The sequence below is a fragment of the Mycobacterium sp. NGS17 genome (assembly GCF_059813205.1).
Genome location: NZ_JCALED010000003.1, coordinates 463,475 through 485,712, shown reverse-complemented (window position 1 = coordinate 485,712; position 22,238 = coordinate 463,475). Strand labels below are relative to the sequence as shown.

Annotated in this window: 22 protein-coding genes; 11 read left to right on the top strand and 11 right to left on the bottom strand. The window is 66.7% G+C overall.

The features are described 5' to 3' along the window. The first annotated feature begins 138 nt into the window (after positions 1-138). Together AC5Y7E_RS10190 and AC5Y7E_RS10185 are read left to right on the top strand one after the other, a co-directional pair. Complete coding sequence (locus AC5Y7E_RS10190) at positions 139-807, top strand: response regulator (RefSeq protein ID WP_499921877.1); 669 nt, start codon at positions 139-141, stop codon at positions 805-807. A 59-nt stretch (positions 808-866) separates the two neighbouring features. Then, on the top strand, positions 867-2,516 hold the full coding sequence (locus AC5Y7E_RS10185) for a GAF domain-containing sensor histidine kinase (RefSeq protein ID WP_499921961.1): 1,650 nt from the start codon (positions 867-869) through the stop codon (positions 2,514-2,516). Between the two features lie 27 nt (positions 2,517-2,543). Here the strand turns inward: AC5Y7E_RS10185 and AC5Y7E_RS10180 are convergent, their stop codons facing one another. Together AC5Y7E_RS10180 and AC5Y7E_RS10175 are read right to left on the bottom strand one after the other, a co-directional pair. Beyond that, positions 2,544-3,227 carry a PAS and ANTAR domain-containing protein gene (locus AC5Y7E_RS10180; RefSeq protein ID WP_499948788.1) on the bottom strand — a complete coding sequence of 228 codons (684 nt, stop codon included), beginning with the start codon at positions 3,225-3,227 and terminating at the stop codon, positions 2,544-2,546. Positions 3,228-3,333: 106 nt separating this feature from the next. Continuing rightward, positions 3,334-3,783: an Hsp20/alpha crystallin family protein gene (locus AC5Y7E_RS10175; RefSeq protein WP_499921881.1), complete on the bottom strand. Its 450-nt coding sequence runs from the start codon at positions 3,781-3,783 to the stop codon at positions 3,334-3,336. A 142-nt stretch (positions 3,784-3,925) separates the two neighbouring features. Here AC5Y7E_RS10175 and AC5Y7E_RS10170 point away from each other — a divergent pair, with 142 nt between their 5' ends. Together AC5Y7E_RS10170 and AC5Y7E_RS10165 are read left to right on the top strand one after the other, a co-directional pair. After that, positions 3,926-4,291: a MerR family transcriptional regulator gene (locus AC5Y7E_RS10170; RefSeq protein WP_499921883.1), complete on the top strand. Its 366-nt coding sequence runs from the start codon at positions 3,926-3,928 to the stop codon at positions 4,289-4,291. Positions 4,292-4,354: 63 nt separating this feature from the next. Further along, a complete protein-coding gene (locus AC5Y7E_RS10165; RefSeq protein ID WP_499921885.1) occupies positions 4,355-4,891 on the top strand; it encodes a DUF1360 domain-containing protein in 537 nt (178 codons plus the stop codon). A gap of 11 nt (positions 4,892-4,902) precedes the next feature. On the opposite strand, the gene AC5Y7E_RS10160 is transcribed toward AC5Y7E_RS10165, so the two are convergent. Next, positions 4,903-6,213 carry an NAD(P)/FAD-dependent oxidoreductase gene (locus AC5Y7E_RS10160; RefSeq protein ID WP_499921886.1) on the bottom strand — a complete coding sequence of 437 codons (1,311 nt, stop codon included), beginning with the start codon at positions 6,211-6,213 and terminating at the stop codon, positions 4,903-4,905. A gap of 268 nt (positions 6,214-6,481) precedes the next feature. Between AC5Y7E_RS10160 and AC5Y7E_RS10155 the strand changes: the two genes are divergently transcribed. The 4 genes from AC5Y7E_RS10155 to AC5Y7E_RS10140 all read left to right on the top strand — a co-directional run bounded on the left by AC5Y7E_RS10155 (position 6,482) and on the right by AC5Y7E_RS10140 (position 11,548). After that, positions 6,482-7,189: a GAF and ANTAR domain-containing protein gene (locus AC5Y7E_RS10155; protein ID WP_499921888.1), complete on the top strand. Its 708-nt coding sequence runs from the start codon at positions 6,482-6,484 to the stop codon at positions 7,187-7,189. 62 nt (positions 7,190-7,251) lie between these two features. After that, the gene (locus AC5Y7E_RS10150; RefSeq protein WP_499948786.1) at positions 7,252-8,433 is read left to right on the top strand and encodes a zinc-dependent alcohol dehydrogenase; all 1,182 of its coding nucleotides are present in this window, start codon (positions 7,252-7,254) and stop codon (positions 8,431-8,433) included. A gap of 92 nt (positions 8,434-8,525) precedes the next feature. Continuing rightward, complete coding sequence (gene glgX, locus AC5Y7E_RS10145) at positions 8,526-10,676, top strand: glycogen debranching protein GlgX (protein WP_499921891.1); 2,151 nt, start codon at positions 8,526-8,528, stop codon at positions 10,674-10,676. Between the two features lie 104 nt (positions 10,677-10,780). Further along, positions 10,781-11,548 (top strand): SDR family oxidoreductase, encoded by a 768-nt coding sequence (locus AC5Y7E_RS10140; protein ID WP_499921963.1) that lies wholly within the window; start codon positions 10,781-10,783, stop codon positions 11,546-11,548. Here the strand turns inward: AC5Y7E_RS10140 and AC5Y7E_RS10135 are convergent. The 3 genes from AC5Y7E_RS10135 to AC5Y7E_RS10125 all read right to left on the bottom strand — a co-directional run bounded on the left by AC5Y7E_RS10135 (position 11,545) and on the right by AC5Y7E_RS10125 (position 14,755). After that, a complete protein-coding gene (locus tag AC5Y7E_RS10135; protein ID WP_499921965.1) occupies positions 11,545-12,516 on the bottom strand; it encodes an aldo/keto reductase in 972 nt (323 codons plus the stop codon). The genes AC5Y7E_RS10140 and AC5Y7E_RS10135 overlap by 4 nt on opposite strands. 87 nt (positions 12,517-12,603) lie before the next feature. Next, positions 12,604-13,614, bottom strand: coding sequence for a sensor domain-containing protein (locus AC5Y7E_RS10130; protein ID WP_499921893.1), 1,011 nt, complete (start codon positions 13,612-13,614; stop codon positions 12,604-12,606). A gap of 67 nt (positions 13,615-13,681) precedes the next feature. After that, the gene (locus AC5Y7E_RS10125) at positions 13,682-14,755 is read right to left on the bottom strand and encodes a hypothetical protein (RefSeq protein ID WP_499948784.1); all 1,074 of its coding nucleotides are present in this window, start codon (positions 14,753-14,755) and stop codon (positions 13,682-13,684) included. A 146-nt stretch (positions 14,756-14,901) separates the two neighbouring features. On the opposite strand from AC5Y7E_RS10125, the gene AC5Y7E_RS10120 reads away from it, so the two are divergent. After that, complete coding sequence (locus AC5Y7E_RS10120) at positions 14,902-15,462, top strand: hemerythrin domain-containing protein (protein WP_499921896.1); 561 nt, start codon at positions 14,902-14,904, stop codon at positions 15,460-15,462. A 70-nt stretch (positions 15,463-15,532) separates the two neighbouring features. Beyond that, positions 15,533-16,195, top strand: coding sequence for a UdgX family uracil-DNA binding protein (locus tag AC5Y7E_RS10115; RefSeq protein WP_499921897.1), 663 nt, complete (start codon positions 15,533-15,535; stop codon positions 16,193-16,195). A 10-nt stretch (positions 16,196-16,205) separates the two neighbouring features. On the opposite strand, the gene AC5Y7E_RS10110 is transcribed toward AC5Y7E_RS10115, so the two are convergent. From AC5Y7E_RS10110 to AC5Y7E_RS10095, 4 genes are all read right to left on the bottom strand, one after another. After that, positions 16,206-17,999: a thiamine pyrophosphate-requiring protein gene (locus AC5Y7E_RS10110; protein WP_499921899.1), complete on the bottom strand. Its 1,794-nt coding sequence runs from the start codon at positions 17,997-17,999 to the stop codon at positions 16,206-16,208. A 253-nt stretch (positions 18,000-18,252) separates the two neighbouring features. Continuing rightward, entirely contained in the window at positions 18,253-19,308 is a 1,056-nt protein-coding gene (locus AC5Y7E_RS10105) for a DNA topoisomerase IB (RefSeq protein ID WP_499921900.1), read from the bottom strand. A 129-nt stretch (positions 19,309-19,437) separates the two neighbouring features. Then, a complete protein-coding gene (locus AC5Y7E_RS10100; protein WP_499921967.1) occupies positions 19,438-19,836 on the bottom strand; it encodes a heme-binding protein in 399 nt (132 codons plus the stop codon). 243 nt (positions 19,837-20,079) lie between these two features. Next, positions 20,080-20,898, bottom strand: a complete 819-nt coding sequence (locus AC5Y7E_RS10095; protein WP_499921902.1) for an SDR family oxidoreductase — start codon at positions 20,896-20,898, stop codon at positions 20,080-20,082. Positions 20,899-21,066: 168 nt separating this feature from the next. Here AC5Y7E_RS10095 and mbp1 point away from each other — a divergent pair, with 168 nt between their 5' ends. Continuing rightward, the gene (gene mbp1 / locus AC5Y7E_RS10090; protein WP_499921904.1) at positions 21,067-21,303 is read left to right on the top strand and encodes a microaggregate-binding protein 1; all 237 of its coding nucleotides are present in this window, start codon (positions 21,067-21,069) and stop codon (positions 21,301-21,303) included. A gap of 102 nt (positions 21,304-21,405) precedes the next feature. Here mbp1 and AC5Y7E_RS10085 read toward each other — a convergent pair whose 3' ends face one another. Then, entirely contained in the window at positions 21,406-22,170 is a 765-nt protein-coding gene (locus AC5Y7E_RS10085) for an endonuclease/exonuclease/phosphatase family protein (protein ID WP_499921906.1), read from the bottom strand. Positions 22,171-22,238 lie beyond the last annotated feature (68 nt).

The following is a 22,238-nucleotide window of genomic DNA, read 5'->3' as shown; positions in this document are numbered from 1 at the left end:
TGAAGCGACATCGACCGAACGTCCTCACCCGCAGGGTCCAAAGTCGTTGAACCAGTTTCTTCTCGACGTCATCCGCCGAGAATATGAGATATTGGGTTGGTCTGCCGCGATGGATAGACCGGCAGGAAAGGGCCCGCCATGGTCAAGGTGTTCCTGGTCGACGACCACGAAGTCGTCCGCCGCGGTCTTTCCGATCTGCTCGCTTCCGACCCCGATCTCCAGATCGTCGGCGAGGCGGGCACGGTGGCGGAGGCGAAAGCGCGGATACCGGCGCTGTCGCCCGACGTCGCCGTCCTCGACGTTCGTCTGCCCGATGGCAACGGCATCGAACTGTGTCGCGACCTGGTGTCGGATCATCCCGACCTACGCTGCCTGATGTTGACGTCGTTCACCTCCGACGAGGCGATGCTCGAGGCGATCCTGGCCGGCGCCAGCGGGTTCGTCGTCAAAGACATCAAGGGCATGGAGCTGGCCCACGCGATCAAAGAGGTGGGCGCCGGTAAATCGCTGCTGGACAACCGGGCGGCCGCGGCGCTGATGGCAAAGCTGCGGGGCACCACCGCGCGCGACGACCCGCTGTCCGGGCTGACCGAGCAGGAGCGAACGCTGCTCGGACTGCTCAGCGAGGGATTGACCAACCGGCAGATCGCCGCGCGGATGTTCCTCGCGGAGAAGACGGTGAAGAACTACGTCTCGCGGTTGTTGGCCAAACTCGGCATGGAGCGCCGCACCCAGGCCGCGGTGTTCGCTTCGAAACTGAATCAGCGGGCCGGCCCATCATCGACAGCGCCGGACTGGTCGGGGTGACCGGCGGCGAAAACGGCTCGGGGTCCACGGAATTCGGGCAGCGCGGGCTGGTCACCAAGATGCACGCCCAGCTCGACGAGTTGCTGGACGCGCGCGATCAGATGGAGCGATTGCTTCGGGTCATCGTCGAGATCGGCGCGGGCCTCGATCGCGACGCCACTCTGCATCGGACCCTCAGTGCGGCAAGGGATTTGACCTCCGCACAATACGGCGCGCTGGCTATCCGCGATCGCGACGGCAACTTGAAGTCGTTTGTCCACGAGGGCATGGACGCCGAGACGGTTTCGCGCATCGGGCACCTGCCGGTCGGCAGGGGTCTGTTGAGCTTGTCACTGCTGGACACGCCCGCGCTGCGGATGGACGATCTGACGACGCACCGCGCCGCCGTCGGTTTTCCCGAGCACCATCCGAGAATGCGTGCCTTCCTCGCGGTTCCGATCACCATCCGCGACACCGTGTTCGGCAACCTGTATCTCACCCACACCGATCCGAAGCGGGTGTTCTCCGAGTCCGACGAGGTTGCCGCCCGCGCGTTGGCGTTCGCGGCCGCCGTCGCCATCGACAATGCGCAGGTCTTCGAACGCGAACGGACATCGGTGAAGTGGATGGAGGCCAGCCGCGAGATCACCACCGCGCTGTTGTCACGTTCCGAACCGCACCACCGCCCCCTGCAACTGATCGCCGAACGCGCGCGCGTGTTGACCGGCGCCGAACAGGCCATCGTGCTGGTGCCGGCCGACACCGACGCGGCCGACGACGATGCCGACACGCTGGTGGTCTCCGCTGCGGTGGGTTTGCACGCCTCCGATGTGCTCGGTCAACGGGTTCCGGTGGACGGCTCCACCAGCGGCGCCGTGTACCGATCCGGCGAACCGCTGATCACCGAGGAATTGCAGTACCCGATCCAGGCCTTCACCGACGTCGGGCAGCGCCCGGCGATCGTGATGCCGCTACGCGCCCGCGACGAGGTCGTCGGGGTGATCGCGATCGCCCGCGGCGCCGAGCAGCCGCCGTTCAACGAGAGCTATCTGGACCTGGTCAGCGATTTCGCCACGCATGCCGCCATCGCGCTGGTGCTGGCGTCGGCACGCGAGGACGCGCGGCAGTTGGCCATCCTGGCTGAGCGCGAACGCATCGCCCATGACCTGCACGACCACGTCATTCAACGCCTCTTCGCGGCCGGGATGAACTTGCAAGGCACGCTGGCAAGGGCGCGTTCGCCCGAAGTGGCCGAGCGGCTCAATCGCACGCTCGACGATCTGCAGACCATCATCGAGGAAATCCGCACGACGATCTTCGCGCTCAAGGACCCGATCGCCGCGAGCGGTGATTTCCGCCGGCGCATCCAGCGGGTGGTGGCCGACCTGACCGAAAACCGTGATCTCGTCGCCACCGTGCGCCTGGACGGGCCGACGACCGCCATCGGTACCGAACTGGCCGACCACGCCGAAGCCGTCGCCACCGAAGCCGTCAGCAATGCCCTGCGTCATGCGGGCGCGTCGCGGCTGACCGTCGACGTCAGCGTCGCGGACACCTTCACCCTGGACGTGGTCGACGACGGATGCGGCATACCGGCCGGCAACACGCGGCACAGCGGCTTGGCCAACATGAAGCGGCGCGCCGAACAACTCGGCGGCACTTGTGAGATCACCAGTGCGCCCGGCGGCGGCACCCGGGTCCACTGGGTCGCCCCGCTGATCGACCACTGAGGGCCAAAGGCGTTGCCCGCCAAAGTTTTACTCGTGGTCGGCGGACGGGTGGACGCGCTCATGCGCGGTCAGCATCAGGTGATCGAATTGCGACTGCGTGTTCAGCGGCAGGCCGGCTCGGCGGAAGTCTTCGGCAATCTGCTCGGCCAGCGGTCGCAGCTTGACATTCGCTTCCTGGGACAGCCACCTGAGCAAATCGAACGCCGCGCTTTCGCTGAGGCCGTAGATCAGCATCAGCATGCCCTTGGCCTGTTCGATGGCGGCCCGATTCTCGCTGATTTCAGCGATTTTCGCGCTCATCTCGTCCTCGCGCGATCGCTCGCGCGGTCCCGAGACGTCGATGTAAAACCCGTGCGTTCCGATCACGTCACCGTCGTCGTCGAAGATCCGGTCGCCGACGACGACGACGTGGCGCACATTTCCCCGGGTGTCGACGATGCGATGCCGAGTGCTGAACGCCTGGTGCGTATGGACTATTTGATCGATGGTGGCCGCGACATGCCCGCGGTCTTCGGGATGCTTGTGCGAGAGCACCAGATCGGTGGTCGGAGTGACGCTGCCGGGCTCATACCCGTGCATGCGTTGCACTTGTTCCGACCATTCCCAGCGTTGGTCGGTGAAGTAGAACCGAAACCAGCCCGCCGGTTGTGCGGCGCCGCCGGCCAACGCCCGTTCGACGTTGGCCGTCTGGCCATCGAGTTCCCATTTCATCTGGATTCGGTCTTCCTGGCGCCGGGCGAGACGTCCGCACCGGTGGTCCGGGGCCGGCGGCGGGCGCTGGTCGGGGGAGTTGACCGCCGCCCGGGCCGCCGGTCGGTCAGGCGTTGATGACCTCGCGCTCGCCGGCGCTGTCCCGGACGGCCCGCGGCGTGTCCCCGCGGCCGACCGTGATCTTGCGCGGCTTCGCCTTCTCGGCCACCGGAACATGCAGGCGCAGAACGCCTTCGGCGTAGGAGGCCTCGATCTTTTCGGTATCGAGATTCTCGCCGAGCACCAGCTGGCGGCTGAAGACGCCGCGCGGCCGCTCGGTGGCCAGCATCTCGCGGTTGGGATCGACGGCCGGCCGTTCGGCGCGCACGGTCACCACATTGCGCTCGATGTCGATGTCCAGCGAGTCGACATCGATGCCGGGCAGGTCGAACTCGACGACGAATTTCTCGCCTTCGCGCCAGGCGTCCATCGGCATCACTGCCGGCCGGGCGGCAGTGCCGAGGACTTGGTGAGCGAAGCGGTCGAGCTCACGGAACGGATCTGAACGCATCAGCATGGTGGTCACCTCTCACTCCAATCTAGGCGGTGGGTCGGCAATTTCCTATGTCTAATGACATAGATTTCATATAGCACTCTCGACAGAATGATGCAAGTGTGCTAGATAGATTTTTTGTGCGGGTGGTTGAAGGAGATGGGTGATGGCCGACTACCGCGGCGACGCGGGTGCCCCCTCGTCCGACCATGGTGTGTACGGCATCTCGGTGGCCGCCGAATTGTCCGGGATCGCGGTGCAGTCATTGCGGCTCTACGAGCGCTACGGCTTGATCACACCCGCCCGCAGCGAAGGCGGCACCCGCCGGTATAGCGCCGACGACCTGATGCGGCTCAGACGCATCAGTGAGCTGGTCGACTCCGGGGTCAACCTGGCGGGCGTCGCGCGCATCCTCGACCTGGAAGATCACAACGCCACGCTGTCGGCGGCCAACACCGACCTGCGGTCCACCAACCGCACCTTGCGGGAAGCCGCAAAAAGGACCAACGCCGTCGAACCGGACACAGCCTGAGCCGTTCCGGATTGCGCCGGCCGACGCCGGGTACCCAACCCGCTATGCCTTTGAGGAGAAGCGATGGGTGAGTTGACGGATACCGGTGCCCAGGTCGCCAGCAGCGCGCGGCAGGAAGCCGATGCCTACCGGGGCGACAACGACCGGCCACTGGGCGGCTACCTGGCGGTGATGTTCGTCTATGGCGTCGTAGTGGTCTTTGCGGTGCTGGCCGCGCTGGCCAGCGGGCGCACACTTCCGACCCGGTGGCGGGTCCAGGACCTCGTCCTGCTCACCCTGGGCACCCACAAGCTGTCGCGCACCTTGACCAAGGACGCGGTGACGAGCCCGCTGCGAGCGCCCTTCACGCACTACGCGGGCACGGGCGGACCGGCGGAAGTCCAGGAAGAGGCCCGCGACCAGAGTCAGCTCCGGCACAGCTTGGGCGAGTTGCTCACCTGCCCCTTCTGCCTGGACATGTGGGTCGCCACGGGATTCGCCATCGGCCTGGTTTTCGCACCCAGGTTCACCCGGCTCGTCGCCGGGGTGTTCACCGCACTGGCCGGCGCGGACTTCCTTCAACTCGCCTACGCGATGGCGCAACAGTCGGCCGAAGGCTGACGCCGGTCGAGTCAACTGGTCTTGGGCATGGGGATGCCCTCGCTGGCGGTGAATTGCGCGTCGTCCTCCGAGGACAACCCGATCGAAACGACCGAGCGGGTGAACAGCAAGTCGGTCAAGTACGCCAGTGACACCGCCCACCGATTGACGCCGCGTGGAATCGCGTACAAGTGGTACGACCTGGTGACGGCCTTGGCGGGCAATCCGGACAAGTGGATGTTGAGCGGGTTGGCCACCGCGTAGCGCGGTCCGAGGTCGACGACCAGGCCGAGGTTGCGGTGCTTGTACTCCTTGCTGCTGCCGTAACCGAGGCTGGCCGCGACATTGCGGGCCAGCGCCTTGCCCTGCCGGGTCGCGTGTTGGGCGGTCGGCGGCGTGACCTTTCCCGGTTGGGTCAAGTCGGGCACCGCGGCCGCGTCACCGGCCGCGAAGACGTCGGGGTGATCGGGCACCTGCAGATCGGGCTGCACGGTGAGCCGGCCTTTCTCCGTCGGTAGCCCCAGGTTCTGAATCAACGGCGCGCCGACTACCCCCGTCACCCACGCGATCGTGCGTGTCTCGATGCGCGAATCATCGCTGAGCACAACGTGATCGGCGTGCGCCTCCTTGAGGGTGATGCCGAGCCGAACGTCGATGCCGCGCTTACGTAGCACCTTGAGCGCGGCGTCACCCAACTTCTTCCCCACCTCGGGCATCACTTGGTCGGCCAGGTCCAGCAGCAAGAACCGCACCTCGGCGGGGTTGAAACCCATCTGCTTGGCCGCGGCATCGGCTAGAGCGCGCAGCTGCGCCACCAGCTCGGTGCCCGAATACGACGCGCCGACCACCACGACGGTGCGCCGGGCGGCGGCCATCCGGGCATCGTCTTCGATGTTGGCCAGCTCCAGCTGTTCCACGAAATGGTCTCGCAGATAGAGGGCTTCGGCAGTGGTTTTCAGCCCGCGCGCGTGCCTGGCGAGCCCCGGTACGTCGAACAACCGCGTCACCGAACCGGGCGTCAGCACCAAACGATCCCAGGACATGGAATGGCTGCGCTCTTCGGGATCGCAATAGGTCAGCGTGTGCCGGGCGAAGTCCACAGCGTCCACGCGTCCACGCACAGCGCGGACACCCTTGAGCGAATTGGCCAGTGGCACAGCGACAAAGCGGGCATCGACGACACCACCGGCGACGTCGGGTAGCAGTGGCGTGTAGAGCATGTAGTCGACCGGCGAGATTATCGTGATGTCGACCGGGGCGCGCCGCCGCCGCAGAATTTTGGCCAGCCGACGGGCGCAGGTGAATCCGGTGAAGCCGCTTCCCACGATCACAATGGAGGTCACCCAGCCGAGTGTAGGCGGCCGTCGGGGACCGGCGCGGTGCCCCTTCGATCCCGCGCTCGCGGTCGACGCGAAAGACGTTGTGCGGGGCAGTTTTTGATGTTACCTTCGCACCGAAGCCCCTCTGTGCGCTGGGTGGGCGGTCATCGCTTGATGGGCATTCGTTGTCCGGCCTTGCGCTTCGCTAAATGGCTCATACACTTGTCAATGCCACTCTGACCCCTGCGAGAAGGGGCTCTGCGGCCCGACAGGCCCGAGGGGGTGATGTTCGATGCGAGATGGACGCGCCACCATCGTCAATCAGCTTGTGGAGCTGGTGACGAACCTGGAGCGGGAGAACGGCGATACCGCGGCCGGGCTGCACGAGCTGATCGATAACGGCGTCGACCACGTGACCGGCGCCAAGTATGCGGGAATCACGTTGGCCGAGAAGAGCCGGTCGGTCAGCAGCGTGGCCGCCACGCATCACTACCCGATGGTTCTTGACGCGATTCAGAACAGGTACGGCGAGGGGCCGTGCCTGGCCGCGGCCTGGGAACACCACATCATGCATATCGCCGACCTGGACGCCGAACAGCGCTGGCCGCGCTACCGGCGGCATGCGCTCGAGCAGACCCCGATCCGTTCCATCCTGTCCTATGAGCTGTTCGTCGACGGCAGCAGCATGGCAGCGCTGAACTTCTACGCCGACGCCCCGCGCGCATTCGGCGGTGAGTCAGTGGAGCTGGGCACGGTGTACGCCACCCATATCGCCTTGGCCTGGACGATGATGCGCCGCCAGGACCAATTTCGCAGCGCCCTGGCCACGCGTGACATCATCGGGCAGGCCAAGGGCGTCATCATGGAGCGCTTCAACCTCGATTCCGTCGAAGCCTTCGGGCTGCTCACCCGTCTTTCGCAGCAATCCAACATCCGGCTGGTGGACGTCGCGGCCGCCCTCATCGACAGCGAACATCCCCTCAAACACCGCCGCGGTTAAAGCCATTCGCGACAGCGGTGGCAAAGCGGTTTCGACGGGTGCGAGACGGGTATCGCCCTCCCATGAAGGCTGTCACGTGGCACGGCAAACGCGATGTGCGGGTGGAATCGGTGCCCGATCCGAAGATCGAGCAATCTACCGACGCGATCATCGAAGTCACCTCGACCAATATCTGCGGGTCCGACCTGCACCTGTACGAGATTCTCGGGGCGTTCATGAACCCCGGGGACATCCTCGGGCACGAGGCCATGGGCATCGTGCGGGAGGTCGGCGGTCAAACGGGTGACCTGCGGGTGGGGGACCGGGTGGTCATCCCCTTCCAAATCTCCTGCGGCAGTTGCCATATGTGCGACCAACAGCTCTTCACCCAATGCGAGACCACTCAGGTGCGCGATCAGGGTATGGGCGCCGCCCTGTTCGGCTATTCGGAGCTCTACGGCGAAGTCCCCGGCGGACAGGCAGAGCTGCTGCGCGTCCCGCAGGCCCAGTTCACCCACATCAAAGTTCCTGTGGGACCGCCGGATTCACGCTTCGTCTACTTGTCGGACGTGCTGCCGACCGCGTGGCAGGCGGTGGCCTATGCCGACGTCCCGGATGGCGGCTCGGTGACCGTGCTGGGGCTGGGTCCCATCGGGGACATGGCTGCGCGCATCGCCGATCACCTGGGCTACCGCGTCATCGCCGTCGACCTGGTGCCCGAGCGGCTCACCCGCGCCGCGAAACGCGGTATCCACACCATCGATTCGAGTCGGCTCGACACCCCGCTGGGTGACGTGATCCGCGACCTGACCGACGGGCGGGGAACCGATTCCGTCATCGACGCGGTGGGAATGGAGGCGCACGGCTCGCCGGCGGCCAAACTGGCACAGCAGGTTGCCGGGTTGCTGCCCGATGTGCTGGGCAAGCGGGTCATGCAAACCGCCGGCGTGGACCGCCTCAGTGCCCTGTACTCCGCCATCGACATCGTGCGGCGCGGCGGCACGATCTCGTTGAGCGGCGTGTACGGCGGGATGGCCGACCCGTTGCCGATGCTCACCCTGTTCGACAAGCAGGTGACGCTGCGGATGGGGCAGGCCAACGTGAAGCGCTGGGTCGATGACATCATGCCGCTGCTGACCGACGAAGACCCGCTCGGCGTCGACAGCTTCGCCACCCACGTGCTACCCCTCGACGAGGCCCCGCACGCCTACGACATCTTCCAGAAGAAGCAGGACGGTGCGGTGAAGGTCATACTCAAGCCGTGATCTCCTATGCGCCAAGGCTTTCCAGTAAGTCGCGGCGCTTTCGGGCGTGACGCACAGTTTGACGGTCCGGTAAGCAGGGTATTGATTGCGCCATGACCACCGCAGACGCTGTCGCTCCCACACCCACCGGAGAGGTGTGGCCGGGCAGGGCTTACCCGCTGGGGGCGACGTACGACGGCGCGGGCACCAACTTCGCGGTGTTCAGCGAAGTGGCCGAGCGCGTCGAGTTGTGCCTGTTCGACGCCGAGGGTGTCGAGAGCCGCGTCACCCTGCCGGAGGTCGATGGCTTCATCTGGCACGCGTACATCCCCAACATCGAACCGGGCCAGCGCTACGGCTACCGCGTGCACGGGCCGTTCGACCCGGCCGCGGGGCACCGGTGCAACCCGAACAAGCTGCTGGTGGACCCGTATTCGAAAGCCATCGACGGCTCGTTCGAATGGAATCAGTCGCTGTTCAGCTACAACTTCGGCGACCCCGACAGCCGCAACGACGACGACTCGGCGGCCAGCATGCCCAAGTCGGTCGTGATCAACCCCTACTTCGACTGGGGTAACGACCGGCCGCCGGACCATCAATATGCCGACTCGGTCATCTACGAGGCGCACGTCAAGGGCCTGACCCAGACCCACCCCGACATCCCCGAGCCGCTGCGCGGCACCTACGCCGCGGTGGCGCACCCGGTGATCATCGAGCACCTCAAGGACCTCGGCATCACAGCCATCGAATTGATGCCGGTGCACCACTTCGCCAACGATTCCACCCTGGTGGACAAGGGGCTGTCGAATTACTGGGGCTACAACACGATCGGATTCTTCGCACCCGACTTCAAGTACTCCAGCGCCACCACGCCGGGCGGCCAGGTTCAAGAGTTCAAGGCCATGGTGCGCTCGCTGCACGAGGCCGGCATCGAGGTCATCCTCGACGTGGTCTACAACCACACGGCGGAGGGCAATCACCTGGGCCCGACCCTGTCGATGCGCGGCATCGACAACGCCGCCTACTACCGGCTGGTCGAGGACGACAAGCAGTACTACATGGACTACACCGGCACCGGCAACAGCCTCAACGTCGGACATCCGCACGCGCTGCAGCTGATCATGGACTCGCTACGCTACTGGGTGACCGAGATGCATGTCGACGGCTTCCGGTTCGACCTGGCCTCGACGCTGGCCCGCGAGTTCTACGACGTCGACCGCCTGGCAACGTTTTTCGAACTCGTGCAGCAGGATCCGACGGTCAGCCAGGTCAAGCTCATCGCCGAGCCGTGGGACGTCGGCCCGGGTGGTTACCAGGTGGGCAACTTCCCGCCGCAGTGGACCGAGTGGAACGGGAAGTACCGCGACACCGTGCGCGACTTCTGGCGCGGCGAGCCCTCCACCCTGGACGAGTTCGCCTATCGACTCTCCGGATCGGCGGATCTCTACGAGCACACCGCCCGGCGGCCGGTGGCGTCGATCAACTTCGTCATCGCCCACGACGGCTTCACGCTGCGCGACCTGGTGTCCTACAACGAAAAACACAACGAGGCCAACGGCGAGGACAACAACGACGGCGAGAGCCACAACCGGTCCTGGAACTGCGGAGCTGAGGGTCCCACCGACGACGAACAGGTCAACCAGCTACGCGCCCGCCAGCAGCGCAATTTTTTGACCACGCTGCTGTTGTCCCAGGGCGTGCCGATGATCTGCCATGGCGACGAACTCGGTCGTACCCAGAACGGCAACAACAACGGCTACTGCCAGGACAACGAACTCACCTGGATCGACTGGGACAGCGCCGACGCCGGGCTGCTGGAATTCACCCGGACGGTGTCGGCGCTGCGCGCCGAGCACCCGGTCTTCCGCAGGCGCCGCTTCTTCTCCGGCAAACCGCTGGGGCGTCGAGGTCAGGACGGGCTGGCCGACATCGCCTGGTTCACCCCGGAAGGCACCGAGATGACCGAGGAGGACTGGGGCGCGGGCTTCGCGAAATCCGTCACCGTGTTCCTCAACGGGCACGGCATCCCCGACCGCGATCCGCGGGGGCAACGGGTGCTCGACGACTCCTTCCTGCTGTGCTTCAACGCCCACTACGAGCCGATCGAATTCACCTTGCCGCCAAAGGAATTCGGCGCTTCTTGGCAGGTTGTGGTCTTCACCGGGCCCGAAGAGACCACACCGGCCGACGAGGTGCCCGGCGGAGGTACTTTCACCGTCGACGCGCATACCGCCGTGGTGCTGCAGGCGCCCGACGGCGGCTGACCACGTTGACACAAACCCGCCCGAACGTTACGTAACGCGCCGCCTGCCGATACGCTGTGGCTGCAGCGGGGTCGTTACAGGAGAGGGCGAATATGTCAAGGACAGTGGTCATCGGCGCCTCCAGTGGGTTGGGGCGCTGCATAGGCGTCGGTCTTGCGCAGCGCGGCGATCAGGTCGCGCTACTCGCCCGGCGCCGGGAGCGCATCGAAGCCGCGGCCAAGGACGCCGGCCCGAACGCGATCGCCGTCGAATGCGATGTCACCGACCAGGGCTCCTGCCGCTCGGCCATCGACCACGCCGCCGACGCCCTCGGCGGCATCGACAACATCGTCTACACACCCGCGGTGGGGCCGCTGGTCCGCATGGTGGACACCGACGCCGACACGTGGCGGCGCATCTTCGACACCAACGTCATCGGCGCATCGTTGGTGACGGCCGCGGCGGTGCCTTACCTCACCGCGTCGGCCGGCAAGGCAGTGTACCTGTCTTCCGACGCCGGCACCTTCGGGCCGCCGTGGCCGGGTCTGGGCGCCTACGGCGTCAGCAAGGCCGCCCTGGAGCGGCTCGTCGAAGCGTGGCGAGCCGAACACTCCGACATCGGCTTCACCAACCTGATCGTCGGGGAGTGCGCGGGCGGAGAGGGTGACAGCCAGACCGGCATGAACGAGGGCTGGGATATGGATCTCGCGATGAAAGCGGTGCCGCTGTGGTCGGCGCGCGGCTGCATGCCCGGCAAGCTGATGCCGGTCGAGGACCTCGTCGACGTCGTCCACACCATCCTGCGCACCAACGCCTCGACATCGATGCCGCTCGTGGTGGCGCGCGGGGCGCCGGCCAGCCCCGCCGCGTTCGCCGAGGCCAACCAGTCTTAACCGCGGCCGAGCTTCTCCTTGGCCAGGTCGGTGAGGAAACGCGCCGTCGACGTGGGCCGGAACGCCAGGGCCGCCTCGGTGAGCGCGTCACGTGATGCGGTGGGCAGTTCGATGTCGGCGGCGGCGACGTTGAACTCGAGCTGCTCGACGCTGGAGGCGCCCGGAATCGCGACGACGCCCGGATAGCTGATCAACCAGGCCAGTGCCACCTGCGCCGGCTTGGCGTCCACGTCCTTGGCGACGTCGCGCAGCAGCTGCAGCAGCGGCTCGACGCGGCGCAGGTTTTCGGCGCCGAACAGCGCGTTCACCGCCCGCACGCCGCCGGGGCGGTTGTCGACGCCGTACTTGCCGCCGAGCAGGCCCTGTGCCAGCGGGCTGTAGGCGATCACGATGCGGTTCTCCCGCTCGGCAAAGGGCACCAGGTCCTTCAGCGCCTTCGGGAAGGCGAGCGAGAAGTGCACCTGGTTGCTGATCACCGGGCGCCCGAGCGCGGCGTCGGCCTTCTGCCAGCGCTGCAGCGAATAGTTCGAGACGCCGGCCGCGCCGATCTTGCCGCGCTCCAGCAGGTCGCGCATGCCCGGCATGATCACCGAATCCGGCACCACCGGGTTGGGCTGGTGAATCTGATAAAGCGGGATCCGGTCCAGCCTCAGCCGCTGCGCGCTGGCGCGGGCGCGCTGCTTGACCACGGCGGGAAAGGGCGCGACCGGCATGATCTTGCTGGCCACCGCGACGTCCGCGCGCTTGTCGCCGAGGGCTTCGCCCAGGATCCGCTCGCTCTTGCCCAGGCCGTACACCTCGGCGGTGTCGAACAGCGTCACCCCCATGGCAAGGGCGCGGCGGACGATGTCGCCGGCTGCACCGGCGGCGTAGCTATCTCCGTAACCCCATTCGCGCGAACCGAACTGCCAGGTGCCCAGGCCGATCCGGCTGACCCGGCCGACCCCGTCGACGTCGACAAATTTCATGGGCTCAGCGTAGTGGCGATCGCGAGCGCGGCGGAGCCGGGCGCTGCGGGTCGCCACGCTCGTGGGTCGCGGCGAACCGTAGCCCGCTCAGCCGGGGATCTTGCCGAGGATGTAGTTGGCGATGCTGACCGCGGCCGCGCGGGGCGGCCCGCTGTCCGTGGTGCCGTTGGCGGACACGCTCAGGTCGATGACGACGTTCGCCTTGGTGGCGATCGCCCGCGCCGAGCGCACCTGAATGGCCTTGGGCGTCAGATCCAGGGTGGTGATGCCGTTGCCGGCGTCGGCGGGCGTGCCCAACGACATCGGGATCGGCCGTCCGCCGGGGGCGGTCACGGTGACGGTGTAGCCGCCGCACTGGCGCCATCCCGACAACAAGCCCGCAAGCTGGGCCTGGGCGGCGGCGGGATCGCGGAACGCCCCCACGCCCTGGATGACCTGCATCGACTTCAGCATGCTGCGCGTATCGGTGAATTGCCCGGCGTGATATCCGGCCAGCGCCCCCGGAGGGTAGGCGTCCGGGCTGCCGGCGGCGATGCTTCCCCAACACTCCGGGCGGTCGATGCTGCCGTCATCCGCGGGTCGGCCGGGGCTGTTCCAGGTCGGTCCGGCATCGAGGTTCGCATCGCCGGTGATGTTCCGCAGGGCGTCGAGCCCGGGTAGCAGCGTGGCGATGGTCTCCGGGGGGACTGTGGGCGGCGGCGGCCCGGCCGCCGTGCTGGACCCGGGAGGCGTCCGGTTCGGGGAGGTCGAACCGGAAAGCGTGGCCCACCCGGCCAGGGCGACGACCGCCAACAGGATGAAGATGTACGACAGCGTCACGCCCACCAGCGCGCGGTCGCGGCCGAGTTCGCCGGTGCGGCGGATCTGCGACAGGCCGAGATGTCCCAGAATCGCCCCCGCCGGCGCGAAGAGGAATGCGAAGACCAGCGACAGCGTCGCCATGGTGTTGACCGGCGGGCGGTAGGGCGCTGGCGGCGGCGTGAAAGGCGAAGGCGCGGTGGGCAGCTCGTCGGGTAGCTCCTCGTCGGCCGGCGGGACGCGGCCGAGCGGGTCATAGCTGAGCGGGTTTTGCCAGTACGGGTCCTGCGGGTTGGTCACCCCAGTGCCTCCTTAGCGGGGAGAACCTGCCCGAAATGTAGCCGACGAGGGCGCTTGGGCAAACCCGTCACAGGCGCGGTTTGGCGATGCCGACCACGTAGGGCGCGTGCGCGAAGGTCAGGTAGACCCGATGCGGCCCGACGGCCATTCCCGAGAGCTGGGCCGCCCGGGCGTCGGGTGGCAGCCCCGACCGGTAATCGATGGCGCGCAGTACCGGGATGTGACCGTCCGGAAAACCGGTGAAGCACGCCGCCTCCAGCGTCACCAGTTCGTGGTCGGTGGCCGCATAGATCCTGGTGTCGTCGGTGCCGAGTTCGCGGATCGGGGACGGTAACCGCGTGCTGGCCAGCACCTCCAATCCCTTTCCGCCGCGGCGCGAGTCGACGGCGCGCAGGGTGTCGTCGTCGCGTCCGGCCACGTAGCTGCGTGTCACCGCGGTGCCGTCGCCCGCCGAAACCGCGACGTCGAAGTCCAGTGATCCGCGTTCCGCCGCGGGCGACGATGTCCCCTGGAAATGGCGGATGCCCGACGAGCCGAACAGGTGGTAGTCCAGCTCGCGGCCGCGATTGGCGCCGTCTATGGTGTCCGCGCTCTCGCCGGTGGTCGCGGTGGGGAGCTTGCGGTAGCCGTACTGATCCACCGGCGTCACCGCCTTCCCATCCGCCGAAAGCGCAAGCAGCATCCGCAATCCCGAATCCTCGGTCAGGTAGGCCGGCGCCGGTCCGGCGTCAAAATCGTTGACCTGGCGCAGGCTTTCCAGGTCGACCTCCGCCACCTTGCCGCGCTCGGGTTGTGGCACGAACACCACCCGCTCGTCTTTTCGGCTGATTTGCAGGTTGCGCCCGGACGCCATGGGCGCGGAAAACCGCGTCTTGGCCCCTGCGCCGTGATCGCCGGCACTGACCTCGGCCAATCGGTGGTCGTCGGTGAGCGCGACCAACGCGTTTATCCGATACGACCACACCGGCTCGTGCAACGCGGCGCCTGCCTGCCAGAGTTCGACGTCGGGCGCGGCTTCCAGCGATGCTCCGGGGCGCGAACAGCCCGTGCTCAGCGCGGCCGTCGCGAGCACGCCGACGACTCCGCAGCGCAACAGAGCCCGGATGCGGTGGCGAGTGCGGGAATCGATTTCGGCATCCATCGACCGCGAGCTCCTTTCGCTGTTTGTCCAGTACATACCCCGCGCGGGCGCGGCCACACTCCGTTTGACGCCCGGATTCGTCGGGTAGCCGTTGACGGAGCGCGCACAGCCTTGCGCGTCGAACCAAAGTAGATGGGAGGGACACTGTGGCAACGAACGCCATCAAGTCGCCCACCGACGTGGTCGACTTCCTCGTCAGTCAGCATGAGCAGATCAAAGCGATGTTCGCCGAGACACTGGCGGCGTCCGGAAAGGCCCGCGAGAAGGCCTTCGTCGAGCTTCGGCGGCTGCTCGCCGTCCACGAAACCGCGGAGGAGGAGATCGTGCACCCCCGCGCCAAGCGCAAGATCTCCGACGGCGCCGCCGTGGTCGACAAGCGCCTCCACGAAGAGCACGAAGCCAAGACCGTTCTGCAGAAGCTGGAAAAGCTTGACGTCGACAGCGAGGAGTTCACTCGCGAATTGACCAAGCTGCGCGACGCGGTCATCGAACACGCCGAGCACGAGGAGTACGACGAATTCGCCAAGCTGGGTGAGGAATTGAGCGGCGAGGAGCTCGAGCGCATGGGGCGCGCCGCCAAGCTCGCCGAGGCGATTGCGCCCACCCGCCCGCACCCCGGAGTGGAATCGCAGGTGGCCAATCTGGCCGCCGGACCGTTCGCGGCGATGCTTGACCGGGCCCGCGACACCATCCTCGGCAAAGGCTGACGCAGCCACCCATGGCGTGGTACCCCCTGCTCGGTGGGGGAGCGGGGGGTACCACGCCCTTCAGCGCACCATGGCCGCAACATCGAACGCACCCGGGGCCGACCGCTACCTTCCGCAGCAGCGGGACCTCGACGCGCTGCGCGACGCGGCCGAAACGTGCCACGGCTGTTTACTTTTCGAAGACGCCACCCAAACGGTGTTCGGCAACGGGAATTCCGGGGCGCCGATCATGTTGGTGGGCGAGCAACCGGGCGACCAGGAGGACCGCGCTGGCGAGCCGTTCGTAGGCCCGGCCGGGCGGTTGCTCGCCCGTGCTCTCGACGATGCCGGCATCGACCCGGCGCTGGTCTATGAGACCAACGCCGTCAAGCACTTCAAGTTCACCCGTAAGGGCGGCAAGCGACGCATCCACCAAAAGCCCGGCCGCACCGAAGTAGTCGCGTGCCGACCATGGCTGATCGCCGAGATCGAGGCGGTGCGGCCCCAAGTCGTCGTGTGCCTGGGTGCGACGGCCGCGCAGTCCTTGCTGGGCAACACCTTTCGTGTTTCCACCCAGCGTGGCCAACAACTGCGGCTGCCGGCGTCCGTCGACGTCGACCTCACACCGGAGCCGATCGTCTTTGCGACGGTGCACCCCTCGTCGGTGCTGCGCGACCGCAGCGACCGACACGATCAGGTGTACAACTCGTTCGTCGACGACCTGCGCAGCGCGGGCGCGAGCCTGGTGAGTTGACCCGCGCGGGTCAACTCTTCTTGTGCGGCAAGAACTCCTGCGCCTTGGTCTTCAGTCCGACCTTGACGAAGCCCACCCGGTCTTCGTCACCGGAGAGCACCGCCGCGGTCGCCGACTTGAACTGTTCCCAGGTGGCGTGCGGGGGGATGGGCGGCATGTCCGGGTCGGTGTGGACGTCCAGCACGGTGGGGCGGTCCGCGGACAGCGCGTTGCGCCAGGCGTCCGAGAGCTCCTCCGGGTCCTTGATGGTCATCGCGTTCAGGCCCAGGCTGGCCGCGAACGCGGCGAAGTCGATGTCGGGAAGATTTTGGGACTCCGCGAATTTCGGCGCGCCGGCCATCGCCCGCATTTCCCAGGTGACCTGATTCAGGTCGTTGTTGTGCAGGATCGCGATGATCAGGCGCGGATCTTTCCACTCGTTCCAGTACCGCTTGATCGTGATCAGTTCGGCCATGCCGTTCATCTGCATTGCGCCGTCACCGCTGAACACGATGACGGGCCGGTCCGGGTGGCCGAACTTGGCGCCGATGCCGTACGGAACCCCCGGGCCCATCGTGGCGAGGTTGCCCGACAGCGAGCCCCGCATGTTGCCGCGGAAGCGCAGATTGCGCGCATACCAGTTGGCCGACGAGCCGGAATCGGCTGCGACGATGGCATTGTCGGGCAACTGCGGCGACAGCTCCGAGAACAATCGCAACGGGTTGACCGGGTGAGCGCTGACCATGGCCTCCTTGTCCATGGTCTCCCACCAGCGGGCCACGGTCTTCTCGATGCCCTCGCGCCACGAGCGGTCCTCTTTGCGGCGCAGGTGTGGGATCAACGCCCGCAGTGCGGTCTTCGCGTCGGCAACCAGGTTGACCTCGAACGGGTAGCGCATGCCGATCATCCGGCCGTCGACGTCGATCTGCACCGCGCGCGCTTGACCGAATTCCGGCAGGAACTGCGTGTACGGGAAGCTCGAGCCGACGGTCAGCAGCGTGTCGCAGTCGCGCATCAACTCATAGCTCGGCCGCGTCCCCAGCAAGCCGATCGAGCCGGTGACCCAGGGCAATTCGTCCGACAACACGTCCTTGCCCAGCAACGCCTTCGCCGCGCCCGCACCGAGCAGGTCGGCGACTTCGGCGAGCTCGTCTTGGGCGCCGCGGGCGCCGGAGCCCACCAGCATGGCGACCTTCTTGCCCGCATTCAGCACATCGGCGGCGCGCGCGATGGCGGTGTCGTCCGGGGCGATTTCCGGATATTCGATGCCGAGGCTGGAGGGCACCATCTTGAACGCGTGTTCGGGCGGAGAGTATGGCAGCTCCTGGACGTCGCTGGGGATGATCAACGCCGTCGGGGCCCGCTGGGTCATCGCGATGCGGATCGCGCGGTCGAGCACGTTGGGCAATTGTTCGGGGACGGTGACCATCTGGACGTAGTCGCTGGCGACGTCCTTGAAAAGGGTCAGCAGGTCGACCTCTTGCTGGTAGTTTCCGCCCATCGCGCTGCGGTTGGTCTGGCCGACGATGGCCACCACCGGAACATGGTCGAGCTTGGCGTCGTAGAGGCCGTTGAGCAGGTGGATCGCGCCGGGGCCCGAGGTGGCGGCGCAAACTCCGACCCGGCCGGTGAATTTCGCGTAGCCCACCGCCTCGAAGGCACTCATCTCCTCGTGGCGCGACTGGATGAACTTGGGTTTGTTGTCCGCGCGTCCCCACGCCGCCAGCAGGCCGTTGATGCCGTCGCCGGGGTACCCGAATACATGTTCAACGCCCCACGCCCGCAAGCGCTCTAGCAGATAGTCGGAAACCTCTTTTTTGGACATGTTTTCGCTCCTCGGCAGACGGTCCTACTGTGCTGGCGGATGGGCGGTGTGGCTATTGTTTGAACCACCTGCGTGGCACCGTTGTCGAGACGCGAACCAGCCGCTAGCGGCCGCCGCTGACAGACGAGACCCACGCAGGCTGCCGCCGCGAGGACGACTTGGGCACTTCCCACACGAGCCCGGTTACCCGGATTCGCCGGTGTTATTCGGCAGGTCAGGCGACTCTCAGCCAGTTTTCAGCTGGCGCGACCGCTCACGCCGATTTGGGCAGCGCCGAGGATCCACCAGCGCTGTGGCCCTTGGCCACTCGCCGGATCAACATGCGGGTGGCCTTGTCCAGGATCTCCTGGGCGACGTCGGGTTTGCGGGCGCGTTCGGCGCGGCGGGTCGCCGCCGCGATGGTCAGCCCCTGCTCGTAACCGGTGACCACGCGGGGGTCGACGTAGGATCCGCGCGCGACCGCCGGAGTGTTGCCCAGCTCCTCGGCCACCTCTTTCATCACTGCGGATTCAACGCGTTTGGCCACCCGGCGAGAGACGGCAGGGTCCGCGTCGGCGAATGCCGCGGCCGCCAGCACCGTCCCATGCCACGTCCGCAGGTCCTTCACGGTGTATTCGTCGCCGACCAGTTCCTTGAATCGCTCGTTCAGGTCGGCGGCACGAACATCGAGCCAGCCGGATGAGGTGCGGCACACCAGCAATCGCTCGGTGCGGTCGGGGCGGCGCGTCAACGCACGCACCGCGCGGACCACGTCGGGATCCTCGATTTCCACGGTGCGCCGGACTCCGCTCTTGGCGGGGAAATCGAACTCGACCGCATCGCGCCGGACCACCACATGCTCACATAGCAGGGTGGACAGACCGTAGGACTCGTTCTCCTCGGCGTATTGCTCGCCGCCGGCGCGAAAGTACCCGCGATCGAGCAGCCGCAGCGCGAGCGCCAGCACCCGCTTGCGGGTCAAGCCCTTGCGCGTCAGGTCTTTGGCAATCTCGGCGCGCCACACCGGCAGCCGCGTCGACAGTTCCAGCACACGGTCGAATTTCTCCTCGGCGCGTTCCTGTTGCCAGAGGGAGTGGTACAGATACTGCCGCCGCCCGGCGGCGTCGACGCCCACGGCTTGGATGTGGCCGTTGCTGTACGGCGCAATCCACACGTTCTTCCAGGCAGGTGGGATGACCAGATCCTTGATGCGCTGCAGGGTTTCCGGGTCGGACAGCGGTTTGCCATCCGGCTGGTAATAGGCGAAGCCTTTACCGCGACGCTTGCGCGCGATACCAGGCTTGCTCAGCACGCTCCGGCGCAGCCGCATTTTCCGCCCTCCAATTCTGGTAGCTGACTGCACAATTACCCGCCGGAGAAGTTGTTCACACGGCCGAACTAGCGCCCCCACATGGCAACGACCCGCCACGGCGCTGTGGCGGGTCGTGTCGTAGCGCAATCAGCCGGCCATGAACTCGTGGTAAGCCGACTCCAGGTTCGGCGGCAGGGCGGTGACATTGCACTGCCGCTCGGTGTCGCCGATTGGCGCCAGAATGCCGCGCAGGTCGTTGTACTCCTGCGGGTGGCCGGTGAAGTAGCCGCGCAGGCTCGATTCGGCCTCCGGCCGCGGCTGCCCGTAGGCGGCCGTCACCACCTGGTTCGCGCCCGGATGCGCCGCCAGATACTGCTGGGCGGAGCCTTCCACCGAGGAAACGGTGTTGTTCACACCGGCTGGGCTGCAGTCGGGCGCTGCGGCCGCCGAGGGCGCACCGATGATGCCCATCGCCATTCCCCCGAGCAGGCAGCCGGCACTGATCCCGGCCGCTTTCCGGCGCGCGACGATACTGCTGATTTTCATGATCTTGTTGTCCTTCGAAACGAAAATGATTGTTTCTGCGAGAGGCTCCCGATCCTCGGAATCCAAAGTAGCGGAAGCGGACGGTGGCAGTATTCGCTGATGTTCGCCGACGACGAACGCTAGCGGTCGTTACCCCCTTTCCGGCGGTCGTTTGCTAAGCGAACGATTAAAGGAGCAACGAATTCTTAAGAAAACGGCCGGGGTCTTAGGGAATCGTCGGCGGGATCGTGACGGGATCGTTATTTACTGGCTGGTCCCGAAGTGCGGACTCGAGCCGTCGGCGCAATGGTGGCCGTTGGTGCCGGGGGGAGCCAGGGTCTGCAGCCACGTGTCGACGCCGGGGCCGACGACGACGGCCTGGCCGGGAGCGAGCAGCGCTCCGGCGCCCAGTGCGGCAACCGCGGGCTGCACGGTTCGCACCTGTCGGCTATCGCCCTGCTGGGCAAGGAGTTTGGATGTGAGATCGGGCAGCCGGATGGCGTCCGGGCCGGTGATGGTGCGCGGTGCGTGTAGCTGCCCCAGGGCCGCCTCGACCATCACGTCGGCGACCGTATCGGCGGCGACGGGTTGAATCAGCCAGTCCTCGACGATGACCTCGTCGGAGTTGCATGTCACCGCGTCGTCGTTGGTGGCGAATTCGAACCATTGCGTCGACCTGACGATCGTGGTCGGTACCGGACCGTCGAGCATGATGTCTTTGGCCCTGCGCTTGGCTTCGTAATAGGCGAAGCCGTCGAACACGGGGTCCTCGATTCCGGCGATCGTCGACACCACCAGGCGCTGAACTTCTTGCGCGGCACACGCGCCCACGATGTTGTGGGAGGCCGCCGCCAGGGTCTGGCCGATGTCGGACCGGCCGTCGGGAGGCACCGGGTTGGACACGTCGATGGCGACGTCAACGTCCTTGAGCGCGCGCGAAAGACCGGGCCCGTCAAACAGGTCGACACCATGCTCACGCGATATCTCTACGACGGCGACATCGCGCGACCTCAGCCGGGCGACAATGCGGGTACCTGCGGTGCCGGTCGCGCCGATCACGGCGATAGTGGTCAGCGCCATCACCCCCTTCGGCGTGGCTACTACCCAAACAGGCCTCGTTCAAACGGACGGATTCGGCGGTCGCGTCGAAGGGTCACGCGGACCGCGCGCGTTTGATGGGGCGTGCGGTGGGAACGCCCTAGGTGCCATGCGAGCGCAAGCTCAGTAATCACCGAGAGGGAGGTTGAACCCATGGGGGATGACAAGAGCGGGCCGGAGGAAGCGGTCAAGGGCACCGTGGAAGGCGTGAAGGGGAAGGTCAAAGAGGTCGGCGGGGCCGTGCTCGGGCGCGACGACTTGCACAGAGAGGGCCAGGCCCAGCAGGACAAAGCCGACGCTCAACGCGATGCGGGCAAGAAGGAAGCCGAAGCTGAGTCGGCGCGCGCGGGCGCCGACGCCGCCGAGGAGCGGCAGAAGAAGAACCAGTAGGTCACCCGCAGGGGGCTCGGTCCGATTGACGGACCGGGCCCCTTTCGCGCGTCGGGTATGGCGGCTGCGCCGACGAGATGCCTTCGGCCGACGGTTGAAATCTCAGGCCCGCTGCAGATCGACCACCAGCGGACGATGGTCGGAAATGGTCATCAGGTCCGATCCCACGACGCCCCCGCGCAGCCGGCGGTCGTCGGTCAAGATGTGGTCGAGCTGGCGATTGGGCGTGTCCGCGGGAAACGTTTGGGCGGTGGCCAACGTCCGCATGCCCGACCACCGGCCCACCGCCTTCGGGGTCATGTTCAAGTCCCCGGTCAGCAGCCGTGGTCCGGGAAAGCCGCGCAGGTCATGAATCAGTCGGCGTAGCTGACGCCGGTTCCAGCCCGGGACGAAGGACAGGTGAGTGTTGGCCACCGTGAGCGCGCCCAGGGGCGTGCGCATCTGCGCGATGACCGCCGCGCGCGGCTCCTCGTTGACGACCATGACCCGGTTGGGTCCCGGGAGGTACATGGGAAACCGCATCGGTATGCGGGGCAGCCGTAGCACCTGCCAGCTGGTGACTGGGTATCGGGACAGCAACGCGATTCCGTATGCGGCGGTGCCGGGTTGCTCGCGGCCCGTGGCGGCCATCCAGGTCGCCCCCGGCGTGCCCGAAATCGCCGCCACGAACCGGTGTTCCACGGCGCCCATGGCTTCGGCCGCCGCTGCGGTCAGGTCGGCGCGCTCGGAGCGCGGTTGGTCGCAGTCGACCTCTTGCAAGCTCAGCACGTCCGGATCGAGGCGTTGTACGCAGTCACGCAGCCGCTGGAGCACCACGCCGTCGCCGACCGTGCGCCCGTGCAGGATGTTGAACGTCGCCACACGCATAGGTTTCCCCTATCACTTTTTTCCCGGTGCAGTCGCCGCCGTCCCCGACGCGCGGGCTCGCTACGACA